The organism is Thalassospira sp. CA1 (genome assembly GCF_059052855.1).
In genome coordinates, this window is record NZ_JBZCIA010000002.1 from 114953 (window position 1) to 126267 (window position 11315).

Annotated in this window: 10 protein-coding genes; 2 read left to right on the forward strand and 8 right to left on the reverse strand. The window is 55.6% G+C overall.

Features of this window, described 5'->3' with window-relative positions; genetic code table 11:
• Window positions 1-20: 20 nt before the first annotated feature.
• Both AC5Q5A_RS04630 and AC5Q5A_RS04635 read right to left on the reverse strand, forming a co-directional pair.
• Window positions 21-1184, reverse strand: coding sequence for a PA0069 family radical SAM protein (locus tag AC5Q5A_RS04630; protein ID WP_493894501.1), 1164 nt, complete (start codon window positions 1182-1184; stop codon window positions 21-23).
• Between the two features lie 72 nt (window positions 1185-1256).
• A complete protein-coding gene (locus AC5Q5A_RS04635) occupies window positions 1257-2921 on the reverse strand; it encodes an inverse autotransporter beta domain-containing protein (protein ID WP_493894502.1) in 1665 nt (554 codons plus the stop codon).
• Window positions 2922-3275: 354 nt separating this feature from the next.
• Here AC5Q5A_RS04635 and AC5Q5A_RS04640 point away from each other — a divergent pair, with 354 nt between their 5' ends.
• A complete protein-coding gene (locus tag AC5Q5A_RS04640) occupies window positions 3276-3908 on the forward strand; it encodes a LysE family translocator (RefSeq protein ID WP_493894503.1) in 633 nt (210 codons plus the stop codon).
• A gap of 54 nt (window positions 3909-3962) precedes the next feature.
• Here the strand turns inward: AC5Q5A_RS04640 and AC5Q5A_RS04645 are convergent, their stop codons facing one another.
• The 4 genes from AC5Q5A_RS04645 to AC5Q5A_RS04660 form a co-directional block, all read right to left on the reverse strand.
• A complete protein-coding gene (locus tag AC5Q5A_RS04645) occupies window positions 3963-4121 on the reverse strand; it encodes a hypothetical protein (protein WP_156518947.1) in 159 nt (52 codons plus the stop codon).
• A 1-nt stretch (window position 4122) separates the two neighbouring features.
• Entirely contained in the window at window positions 4123-5697 is a 1575-nt protein-coding gene (locus AC5Q5A_RS04650) for an L-lactate permease (RefSeq protein ID WP_493894504.1), read from the reverse strand.
• 180 nt (window positions 5698-5877) lie between these two features.
• A complete protein-coding gene (locus AC5Q5A_RS04655; RefSeq protein ID WP_493894505.1) occupies window positions 5878-6897 on the reverse strand; it encodes an LLM class flavin-dependent oxidoreductase in 1020 nt (339 codons plus the stop codon).
• A 130-nt stretch (window positions 6898-7027) separates the two neighbouring features.
• Complete coding sequence (locus AC5Q5A_RS04660; protein WP_493894506.1) at window positions 7028-7918, reverse strand: LysR family transcriptional regulator; 891 nt, start codon at window positions 7916-7918, stop codon at window positions 7028-7030.
• Window positions 7919-8029: 111 nt separating this feature from the next.
• On the opposite strand from AC5Q5A_RS04660, the gene AC5Q5A_RS04665 reads away from it, so the two are divergent.
• Window positions 8030-9388, forward strand: coding sequence for an MFS transporter (locus AC5Q5A_RS04665; protein ID WP_493894507.1), 1359 nt, complete (start codon window positions 8030-8032; stop codon window positions 9386-9388).
• A 60-nt stretch (window positions 9389-9448) separates the two neighbouring features.
• Here AC5Q5A_RS04665 and AC5Q5A_RS04670 read toward each other — a convergent pair whose 3' ends face one another.
• Entirely contained in the window at window positions 9449-10447 is a 999-nt protein-coding gene (locus AC5Q5A_RS04670; RefSeq protein WP_493894508.1) for a cysteine synthase A, read from the reverse strand.
• A 138-nt stretch (window positions 10448-10585) separates the two neighbouring features.
• Window positions 10586-11197 carry an NUDIX domain-containing protein gene (locus AC5Q5A_RS04675; RefSeq protein ID WP_493894758.1) on the reverse strand — a complete coding sequence of 204 codons (612 nt, stop codon included), beginning with the start codon at window positions 11195-11197 and terminating at the stop codon, window positions 10586-10588.
• Window positions 11198-11315 lie beyond the last annotated feature (118 nt).

The following is an 11315-nucleotide window of genomic DNA, read 5'->3' on the forward strand; positions in this document are numbered from 1 at the left end:
GGGCAATGTTGCTGTTGATCTCAGAACAGCGACATTTGCCCGTTCGCGCTGGGACGTTTGAAGCCGCTGCAATCAAGGTTGAGAGACCGGTTGGTCAGGCCATGCTTTTTGCGCGCAGCGTCAAAGCGTTTGGCGATCAGATCGGCAATGGGGCCGGTGCCGCGCATGCGGGTGCCGAACTCCGATTGATAGGTTTGACCATCGCGCATCTGACGGATCAGCGACATCACCTTTGCCTTACGGTCGGGGTAGTGCGTTTCAAGCCATTCTTCGAACAGATCGGCGATTTCAAGCGGCAAGCGCAAGACGATGTGACCAATCGATTGCGCACCGGCTTCCTTGCAGGCCGACACTATCTTTTCGATCTCCGTATCATTCAGGCCCGGAATAATAGGCGCGCACAGGACGGTGACCGGAATGCCGGCATCTGAGAGCTGTCGGATGGCGTCAAGCCGACGGTGTGGGGCGGAGGCACGTGGTTCAAGAAGGTTTGACAACCGATGATCAAGGCTTGTGACGGATACTGCCACAGATGCCCGATTTCGGGCGGCCATCGGGGCGATCAGGTCAATGTCACGGGTGACCAATGCACTTTTGGTGATCAGTGAAAAGGGATGTTGGCAATCGGCCAGAACTTCGATGATCGACCGCGTCAGTTTCTTGTCACGGTCGACCGGCTGATAGGGATCCGTACTTGTGCCAATAACAATCGGGGCAGGTTGATAGGCCTTTGACGACAGCTGCTTGCGCAAAAGCTGGGCGGCTTCCGGTTTCCAGAACAGCCTCGTTTCAAAATCAAGACCGGGCGACAGACCCAGATAGGCATGGGTCGGGCGAGCAAAGCAATAGACACAGCCATGCTCACACCCGCGATAGGGATTGATCGACCGATCAAACGGGACATCCGGGCTTTGATTACGGGTGATCACAGAACGCGCGCCATCGATACCAAGGGTGGTTTTGGTGCGTGGGGCATCCTGATCTTCCATCAATGTGCCCAGCCATCCGTCATCAACCGCCTGATGGATGTGACGTTCAAATCGCCCGTCAATATTGGACACCGCGCCGCGTCCCTTTTGTCCGCGGGCGGGCAAGATGTTCAGATCACATTTCGCGTTTGACCACCCATCATCAAAAATGACAGCGCGGGCGTGGGCGTGGGTTTGGTTGATATTGTTCTTCATATGCTCACAATAAAGAACAAAAGAAGAACATTCAAGCCAAAGCCGATATGTCCATGTTTCTACGGTATCGCGTTATGGACAGGCGCTGCCGTCTACCGCGGTGCCATCGACTGTGATTGAGCCAGTAACGGTGGGAAGGGTTCCGCCGCCGTCACCACATGGGTTGAGGTTATTGGTGGTGTTACCTGTCCCTGACAGGTTGTTTATGGTTGATGAATTGGCGAAGAATACAAATCGCTTGTCGAAGCCTGCTCCGCTCACGGAAAGTTTGTTGTCATCGATGCTGATGTTGGAATTGTTGCCGATAATCGCCAGGAATCGGGCACCATTTGCATTGGAGGTAACGGATGAAACATTATTCTTGATCGTAACATCCTGGCTGTCTCTGATTATGATAGCCCCTGCTGTTGAGGTGTCGTTCTGCGTTGTCAGTTTGTTGTCCCGAATGGTAACATTCTGCTTTCCTTCGATGTGGACGATGTATGCTGACCCGGTTGTTGTGTTAACGTTCGCGGTCACACCAACCAGGCTGCTGTTATCGGCCATGTTAAAGAAACGTGCACCACCACCGGCGCCGCCATTGCTGCCGGTGCCCGAGATTGATGAAGCCGGAATGTTGACCGTAACCGACCGTCCTGTCGGGGTTTTGATGTCAAGTGCGCCACCCCCGACAATTGTTTGTCCACTTTGAACCGTTGTGACGGAATTGATTGCGGTGTAATTGCCGCTCAGGATCACGGTTGAATTGGCACCTGCATTGGCAATGTCAGTGGCAAAGTTCGCCGCCGATGTCGAGTTGCTGTTCAGAACTGTGATCGTTTCTCCGTCCGCAGTCTGGGTGATTTCACTTGCTTCTGAAAACTGTCCGGCCTGACTGACCACATCAATATCGCGAATGATGGGATCGGTCATGCGCCGTTCCATCGCGCTCAGGCGGGGTTTCGGCGTATCGCCGAAGCCTTGCAACGGGATACGAAGGCGGAAGCTGGCAAAGCCCTGCGTGCCCCGTGGGCTGTCATGCTGAATTTCCGCCCCGAGCGAAAAGCGTGACCCTTCCCACAAAAAGGGGACTTCATCAAAGGTCAGGTCCAGTCGCCCACGCGGACCCTGTACCGTATCAACACCGTCTTCCGTAAAGCGATAACCACCGGCATAGGCACGGAGTTGCTGTCCGGCATCAGCCGCAAATAACGGAATGCGCCAGCCAATTTCCCCGTCAAAACCACGTAATGCGCGTTCTTCACCTTGATTGTACATCAAGGTAGTGCCGCTTACATCAACAGTACTCAGACTGTCTTCCATGTATTGTGTGGTGCCGATCGGGACATAGGCATTGGCGCGAAAATCCCAATCAAGCGACAGGGCCTCTGCGCCGAAGGTCAATTGGTTGAATTTGTTGCCATAGGGGCTGTGGCGGCGGTCAAAGTAACCATAGCCGCCAATGTTCCATCCCGAATCAAGCATCTGACGGATGCCAAGACCGAAGTTCCCTTCGTGACTGTTATTGTCATCCATCCGGGCGCGAAGGCTGGTAAAGGTCAGTGTGTCCTCATCCTGCCAAAGCGGAATGAACAGGTCCGTCTCGCCAAGGTTACGATCCGTTCCGACTTTGCCTTCCAGATCAATATGCGGTCCCCATTTTGGGCCGGATGATTCTGCGGCGGCATGGGCAACTGGTGCAGCTAGCAGAAAGGGGGCACAAAGGGCGATGGAGCGGATGGATCGGGTAACGTGCATGTTTAACCTAGTCAGCAGGGCTCACATTGCGCCTGCGGGTGCAGGCACATTGCCAAGACATCAGAAGATTTTGCTCGTGGGGAGTTTCGTGCCCCGCCGTTGCATGGCTTTTGCCATATTGATTTTGTTGCACCGACCGTAGTGCCGCCCGATCCTGGCGGCCACTTCTATTCTTTATCATTTTCCCAGAAGTTATCATTTTCCTGATCCCGGCAGGCTGACCGGACCGGGTAGGGAAAATGTATGGTCACAATGATTTTCTTGCTGGTTGATCGAGCCGGGATATAGTCAAGACAAGGTGCGAAACGTCATCAGTCAATGCGCACCGTTTGATCATTTGCAAAGGATCGCCCCATGGATTGGTCACAGGTTTTGAGTTTTGCGCTGGTTGCGTCACTGCTTGTCATGTCGCCGGGGCCCAATGGCGTGCTGGTCGCCAAGACCGTCCCGACATCCGGGCGCGCGGCCGGGATGGCCAATGTTGCCGGATTTGTGACCGCCTTTTACCTGCATGGGACTCTGTCGATCCTTGGTATTTCGGTCATCCTTGTGCAATCGGCACAGGTCTTCATGATCGTGAAGTTTTTGGGGGCAGCTTATCTGTGCTGGGTCGGATTCAAGGCGCTGCGTGATGCCTGGCGCGGGGTAAAAACCGTTGCCGAGGTTTCACCGGCCAAGCGCAAGCGCACGCTCATCAAGGCCTATGGCGAGGGGTTTCTGACCAATGCGCTGAACCCGAAAGTCTCGATCTTTTATCTGGCAGCGTTTCCTCAATTCATCCCGGTGGGAGAAGGGGCGGTGACCTCGGCCTTCATGTTGGTCTGCCTGCATGCGGCAATCAACGCCATCTGGTTTGCGGCCATGATCATGTTGCTGGCACGCCTGACCCGCTTTGCCGGGAGTGGTCGTTTCCAGCGCGCGCTTAAGGCAACCACTGGTGCAGTGTTCATTGCCTTTGGCGTCAAGCTGGCGGCCCTGCGCCCATAAGGTTTGCCCAAGATATTCTTCTAAGCCCGTCGGTCAGGTGGATCGGCGGGCTTTTTATTTGCGCACGACAATCAGCGCCATGACAGCACAGAACAGGGCAAACAGAATGTCGCTTGCAGCGACGTTGTCTGTCACCAGGGCCTCAAACGCCGCAATCGGCAGGATGATCGAGGTCAGGACTAGAAAGACCGGGTTAAACAGTTTGTTTTTCATGTTACGCGCCCCCGTTCATCGTCGTGATCAAAAGTATGCCCAGCGCCATGAAGCCGCACAGTGCGGTCAGGATAACGCCGGTTTTAAGAACGACCGACAGCACTGGTCCTTCCTTTCCAGACAGGCCTACTGTTGAACAGCCCACCAGAATTTTCGACGGCGCCAGCATGCTGCCAAGTGATGCGCCCGTTGCCTGGGCGGCCAGAACAAGGGCGGTTGAAAGACCGGAAAGTTCGGCGGTGTGGCGCTGAAACATGCCAAAGACGACATTGGAATTGTTCGTGCTGCCGGTCATGAAGGCACCAAGCGCACCAATTGCCGGTGCAATCACCGGATAGGCAATGGCAAAAGCCCCGGAAAAGATCGCAGCGCCGCCTTCGGCCAGGGCATAGGTCATGCCGGCATGGTCCATGATGATGGCAAGACCGATCACCGGCACCATGCCGATACTGGTCGGAAGGCCGCTTTTAAGCGTGCGTTGCCAGATACGTTTGCCAATGCCGTCATCGTAATGACCGCGCAGCTTGAAGAACGTGAAGCTGATGGCGGCGGTATAAAGCAAAAGCGCTCCGGGATGGCCAAAGATCGCGATGGCCTTGGCACTTTCGGCTTCGATCACCCAACCGGCGGCCGTGGCCGTTTCCGGGAAATCAAGCGTGAAGCGGATTTTGCCAAGCAGCATCTCGACCGCCGGAACAAAGGTCGCCATGGTGACCAGAACGATGAACACCAGATAAGGCGTCAGTGCCTCGATCAAGGGCATGTGCTGATGATCATCGGCAACCTGTTCAGCGACATCATCGGGATGCGGTTTCCAGAACCGGGTCACAATGATAGAGGCAACGAGCCCGGCGATCCCGGCGGTCAACCCACCCAGCGTCCATACACCATAATTGGCCATGAAATACTGCACGACGCCCATGACGCCGGAAATCAGGACCAGCGGCACCATGCGGCGGCGAATGGTGCGGAACCCGCCATCCAGCCACAAAACAGCCGCCCCACACATAAAGCCCGACAGGCCAAGAAGGATCGCTGAATAATGGGTCAATTCGGTGCCCGGAATGCCGGTAACACCAATCAGTGCCTCGAACGAGGTTGCCATATTGCCAAACAGAACCGACCAGCTATGCCCGATCATCGGTGCGGCAACCGCCAACACCGGCGAGAAACCCATGCCGAGTAAAAGCGGTGCAACGACGGCAATCGGAACGCCAAATCCCGCAACACCCTGAAGGAAGCTTGCGAACACGTAGCCCAATATCAAAAGCTGTAGCGGCCGATCATCCGTGAGTGATCGAATGGCACGCCCGATGGTTTTGATCGCGCCGGCTTCTTCGGCCGCGAAATACAGGATCAGTGCGGCCCAGACGATATAAAGGATGTAAAGGGCCAGCATCACGCCCTTGGCCTGGGCAATGATCAGCATGTCGGTCGGCGCGCCAAAGAAGAATACTGCCAGGATGACGGTAACAAACCAGGCAGCCGCACCAGCACGCGCAGCGCCCCAGTTGACCTTGATCATCAGAAACAGAATGGTCGCAATTGGCAGGGCTGCCAGCAGGAAGTTGGTCATGAAGGGCGCACCATAACCTTTTGAAACAAGGGGCTATCGTTGAAGTCTTCAACGGGACGCGCATATTGTCCGACCAATGATGCAAGCGCAAGTGGTGTGTTCTGGTATTTCGTATGATGAAAGCAAAATGCCGGATTCACGAGGAACCCGGCATTTGCGAAAGTAAGGTGCCGCTTGGCCTTAGGCGCAGTCTTTGTTCTCGGACTTTGCGTTCATTTCGCCAAATAGCTCGGCAGAGATTTCAAAGGATTTCAGGCGTGCCGTCTGGTCATAGATGTTGGCAGTGACCATGATTTCGTCGGCCTTGGTCATGTAGGCAAATTCGCGCAGTTTCTTGCGCACCGTATCGCGCCCGCCGATTGCGGCATAGCGCATGGCGTGATCCACACCGGCCTTTTCAACGCGGTTCCAGATTTCGCTCATATCCTTGACCGGTTTTGGCAACTGGCCCGGTGTCCCGCGGCGCAGGTTCAGGAACTGCTGCTGCATCGAGGTGGCCAGATACTCGCCTTCCTCGTCGGTATCGGCGGCAAAGAAGCCCATCGCGGCCACCGCATAGGGTTTATCAAGGGCTTCGCTTGGCTCAAACCGGTTGCGATAAAGGGTCAGCGCATCCATCAGCATGTCGGGTGCAAAGTGCGACGCAAAGGCAAAGGGCAGGCCAAGGCGTGCGGCAAGATCGGCTGAAAACAGGCTGCTGCCCAAAAGCCACATCGGCACCTGCGAACCATAGCCCGGTACGGCCCGGATCGGCGGATTGCCTTCAAGCGGGGCCAGAAATGCCTGAACCTGCAAGACATCCTGAATGAAGCGTTCCTCAGACCCATGCATGTCACGGCGAAGGGCGGCGGCGGTGCGTTGATCCGTGCCTGGTGCGCGGCCAATGCCGAGATCAATGCGGCCCGGATGAAGCGCATCAAGGGTGCCAAACTGTTCGGCAATCACCAGCGGCGCATGGTTGGGCAGCATCACGCCACCTGACCCAACGCGGATGGTCTTGGTCCCCGCCGCGACATGGGCCATGACAACGGACGTCGCCGCACTGGCAATGCCGGGCATGTTGTGATGTTCGGCGAGCCAATAGCGATGATAGCCAAGCTTTTCGGCGTGTTGGGCAAGTGCCAGCGTATTGCGCAACGCATCGGAGGGATGTTCACCCGCATTTACTGGGCAAAGATCAAGAAGGGAATATCTTAGCATAGCCAGACTTTCGGTTTGGCGCGGGCATCACAGAAACAGATTTCAGCTGCGCGCCGGATTTCACAGTTGGCATTAATCTAGCGCGAAATTGCCAGCATGCCAGCCCCGAAAGGCAGAACAGTTGATCCTGTTAGCTTTGATGGGCGGCAAGGGTGCGGCTGACGAAATTACGCAATGCGGTGGAGATATCATTGCTGCGATAGGCCAGTGACAATTGCGCAATGGGCACTTCTCCTTCGATCTCGCGATAGGCGACACCCTTTGCCTGAAGCTGTGTCATCGGTTTGGGAACCAGTGAAAAGCCAAGCTCGGCCGCAACGAAATTGATCACGGATCCAAGCTGTGGCGCGATCTGACCCATTTGTGGTTCAAACCCGGCGTCGCGACAGGCGGTGACGACCTTGTCGTAATGGGTTGGCCCAACCGCACGCGGGGTCAGGATTAAAGCCTCATCGCGCAGTTCTGACAGGGCGACCTTTTCGCGTTGGGCAGCCGGGTGACCGGATGGAAGGACAAGCACCATCGGTTCGCTGGAAATCACATGCAGGCGAATGCCATCGCCTGCAATCGTATCCTGGCGCAGAAACACCGCATCAAGACGTTCGTCGCGCAGGCCGGCGACAAGCTGTGCGGAGTTGGCTTCTTCGAGTGTCATTTCAACGCCGGGGTAACTGCGGCGGAAGTCACGGAACACGCGCGGTACAGACGGACTGAAGGCGGCGGACGCCGTGAAGCCAACCCGGATCGATCCGACTTCGCCGCGTCCGGCGCGTTGGGCAGCACGAATAGCGCGTTCTGCCAGATCGGGGAACTGTGCAACGATTTCAAGAAACGCCGTGCCCGCCTCTGTCAGTTCGGCGCCATGGGGGACACGATGAAACAGGGTCGTGCCGATTTCATTTTCCAGATCGCGGATTTGCTGACTAAGCGGTGGCTGTCCGATGCCGATACGTGCCGCAGCACGGGTAAAGTTCCCTTCACGGGCGACGGCAAGGAAGTAGCGGATATGGCGTAGTTCCATCGCTGATATACCTAAAACATATCACAAAAGACACTTCCATATATTGGACGGATAGAAGTGATAGTGCAATCATAAGCGTCACCCCACGAACCATTCCAAAAGAGGTCGCAAATGTCTGTTTCCCGGGACACTGACCCAGAACAACATTCTGATAGTGCTGCTGATACGGCGTCATCTGATGCAACGCCCCCAATACGTTCGCAAAGCCCGCTCGCGTCCACCAACGCAAATGTGTCTGGCGATCCGGTCTGGATTAAACCGGGGTCCGCCGCATTTCGCCGTATCAGCATTGCACTGTTTTTGGCAGGCTACGCGACCTTTTCGCTGATTTACTGTGTGCAGCCACTGTTGCCGGAACTTGCAAACCACTTTGTGGTTGGGCCGGCTGAAAGCTCGCTCGCACTCTCATTGACCACCGGGTTTCTGGCCTTTGCCATTTTGCTGGCCGGTGCTGTGTCCGAGGCCGTCGGGCGCAAGCAATTGATGCTGATCTCTATCTGTGTGGCTTCGGTTTTGAACCTGATCGCGCCGTTTCTTTCCGATTGGCATGCCTTTCTTGTGGTGCGCGCGCTGGAAGGTCTGATGCTGGGCGGGGTTCCGGCCGTTGCCATGGCTTATTTGGCCGAAGAAATCGATCCCAAAGGCCTTGGCATGGCAATGGGTATTTATATTAGTGGCACGGCGATCGGCGGCCTAAGTGGTCGTGTCGTGATTGGTTTCCTGACTGATCTTTTCGGCTGGCACGTTGCGCTCGGCGCGATGGGGGCACTTGGTCTTGTCGCGGCCCTCGGTTTTGCGATCCTGTTGCCGGCATCGCGGAACTTTGTCCGGCGTCCCGGCTTTCAGGCGGGCTATCACCTGCGCGCTTGGGCCGGGCATCTGAAACATGCGGGCTTGCCGTTTGTATTCCTGATCGGTGCCTTTGCCATGGGCTGCTTCGTGACAGTGTTTAACTATGTCGGCTTCCGTCTTTCCGATGCACCCTATGGCCTGTCGCAAAGTCAGATCGGGTTGATCTTTGTGGTCTATCTGTGCGGGTCGTTGACCTCATCGATAGCCGGTGCGTTGTCTGACAAGATCGGGCGTGGCCCGGTGCTGGTGGTGGGGCTGTTGTTGGCGGCCCTTGGTGTCGGACTGACTGTCTCTGATAGCCTGTCGGTGATCATTGGCGGGATTGTCGTCCTGACCAGTGGCTTTTTCGTTGCCCATTCGATTGCAAGTGGCTGGGTCGGGCGACTTGCCGAAACGGCCAAGGGGCATGCATCATCGCTATATCTTCTGGCCTATTATCTGGGCTCCAGCATCATGGGGTCGGTTGGTGGCTGGTTCTGGGATCAGGGCGGATGGAACGCGGTGGCGGGCTTTGCCGGATCGTTGTTGCTGTGCGCACTGTTCTGCGGGCTTTATCTTTGGGCGCGTGCAGCGCAGGACATCCGCCAATCCCGAAGCGAGGTTGCCCGCGCGACCTGATTAAAACAAAACCCCCGCCGGAAACCGGACGGGGGTTTTATCTTTCAGGATGGCGGTGGCTTAGAGCCAATCGGGGCTCGGCAGGCCTTTTTCCTTGAGGAACGCCGGGTTCCAAAGCTTGCTCTGATAGCGGGTGCCAAGGTCACACAGAATGGTGACGATGGTTTTGCCCGGGCCCAGTTCACGTGCAAGGCGCACCGCACCAGCAATGTTGATACCCGTGGAGCCACCCATGCACAGACCTTCTTCTTTGAGCAGGTCAAACACGATTGGCAACATTTCCTCGTCCGAGATCTGGAACGGATGATCGATCTCAACGCCTTCAAGGTTGGCAGTGATACGACCCTGACCGATACCTTCCGAGATCGAGCTGCCTTCGGATTTCAGTTCACCGAATTTGTAGTGGCTGTAAAGGGCGGCACCCATCGGATCGGCAAGGCCGATCTGGATGTTTTTATTGCGATCCTTTAGCGCCATCGAAACACCGGCCAGCGTGCCGCCGGTACCAACCGCACAGATAAAGCCATCCACCTTGCCGTCGGTCTGTTCCCAGATTTCGGGGGCGGTGGTGTCGATGTGGCCCTGACGGTTGGCGACGTTGTCAAACTGGTTGGCCCAGATCGCGCCATTGGGTTCGAACTGTGCGAGTTCCTCGGCCAGACGGCGCGACACATGCACATAGTTGTTCTGATCGCGATAGGGGACAGCCGGAACTTCGCGCAGATCCGCACCCAGAAGCCGCAGCAGGTCTTTCTTTTCCTGGCTTTGGGTTTCCGGGATGACGATCACGGTGCGATAGCCCAGCGCATTGCCGACAACGGCAAGACCGATACCGGTGTTGCCAGCCGTACCTTCGACGATGACGCCGCCCGGTTTCAGAAGACCGCGCGCCTCAGCGTCGCGAATAATGGCAAGGGCTGCGCGGTCCTTGACCGACCCGCCCGGGTTTGCGTATTCCGCCTTGCCAAGAATGGTGCAGCCCGTCAGCTCGGAAACCTTTTTAAGCTTCACAAGAGGGGTGCGGCCAATGGCTTCGATGGTGCCATTGCGAATGTCCATGACAGACTCCAAACATGGTGATTTCAAATGTGTTTGATAGTTGATTGGTCTTTTTGCACACAAAAGTCAAGGCAGATTAAAAAATATAACGTAAAGTTTGTGTGATTACTGTTTTTCTGATTAATCACTTCGGCTTCCTCAAGCCTCTGAATTCTGCCGAAGTCGGTCACGGTTTAGCATCAGCCACTGAACGGCGATGGTCGTCATTGCATTGCAGAGTTGTCCATTCTGCAACATGGCAAAGCATTCTTCGGCCGATACCGTGAAGACCCGGATATCTTCACCTTCCTCGGCGACACCATGCAGCCCGCCAACATTGGTGGTATCGACCTGACCGTAAAACAGGTGGACCGTTTCAGTCGAGCATCCCGGTGTGACGTAATAATGAGAAATCAGTTCGGGCGATCCGATAAGTTCGCATCCGGCTTCTTCAAACGTTTCACGGCGCGCAACATCTTCGGCCGTTTCGCCGTCTTCTATGATGCCGGCGACGATTTCGGTCAGCCAGACCGGCATTTTTGGGTCGCTGTCGTTGACAGAAATCGCGCCGGGGCGGAATTGTTCAATCAGTACAACTTCATCCCGGACCGGATCATAGGGCAGGATGGCGACAGCGTGGCCGCGTTGAAGGACTTCGCGTCGCAGGACAGGGCTTTGACCACCATCAAATCGGTCATGTTGCAACTGATAGACATCAATCTTGCAGTAACCGTCCCAGCTTCGATTTTTGGCAATTATTTTAAATTTCATTTCTGTCACGGTGTTTCTCCCGGAAAATGTGCCATTGTCGATCTATTCAGTTGATTTATCGTTGCTCTTAATATTTTGTAGTTCTTATATATTCGGGCTGATCTGCTTTTATTTGATA

What these genes read in the sequence shown, in the direction of transcription:
- AC5Q5A_RS04630 (WP_493894501.1), bottom strand. Translation starts at nt 1,184, where the DNA reads ATGAAGAACAATATCAACCAAACCCACGCCCACGCCCGCGCTGTCATT.
- AC5Q5A_RS04635 (WP_493894502.1), bottom strand. Translation starts at nt 2,921, where the DNA reads ATGCACGTTACCCGATCCATCCGCTCCATCGCCCTTTGTGCCCCCTTT.
- AC5Q5A_RS04640 (WP_493894503.1), top strand. Translation starts at nt 3,276, where the DNA reads ATGGATTGGTCACAGGTTTTGAGTTTTGCGCTGGTTGCGTCACTGCTT.
- AC5Q5A_RS04645 (WP_156518947.1), bottom strand. Translation starts at nt 4,121, where the DNA reads ATGAAAAACAAACTGTTTAACCCGGTCTTTCTAGTCCTGACCTCGATC.
- AC5Q5A_RS04650 (WP_493894504.1), bottom strand. Translation starts at nt 5,697, where the DNA reads ATGACCAACTTCCTGCTGGCAGCCCTGCCAATTGCGACCATTCTGTTT.
- AC5Q5A_RS04655 (WP_493894505.1), bottom strand. Translation starts at nt 6,897, where the DNA reads ATGCTAAGATATTCCCTTCTTGATCTTTGCCCAGTAAATGCGGGTGAA.
- AC5Q5A_RS04660 (WP_493894506.1), bottom strand. Translation starts at nt 7,918, where the DNA reads ATGGAACTACGCCATATCCGCTACTTCCTTGCCGTCGCCCGTGAAGGG.
- AC5Q5A_RS04665 (WP_493894507.1), top strand. Translation starts at nt 8,030, where the DNA reads ATGTCTGTTTCCCGGGACACTGACCCAGAACAACATTCTGATAGTGCT.
- AC5Q5A_RS04670 (WP_493894508.1), bottom strand. Translation starts at nt 10,447, where the DNA reads ATGGACATTCGCAATGGCACCATCGAAGCCATTGGCCGCACCCCTCTT.
- AC5Q5A_RS04675 (WP_493894758.1), bottom strand. Translation starts at nt 11,197, where the DNA reads ATGAAATTTAAAATAATTGCCAAAAATCGAAGCTGGGACGGTTACTGC.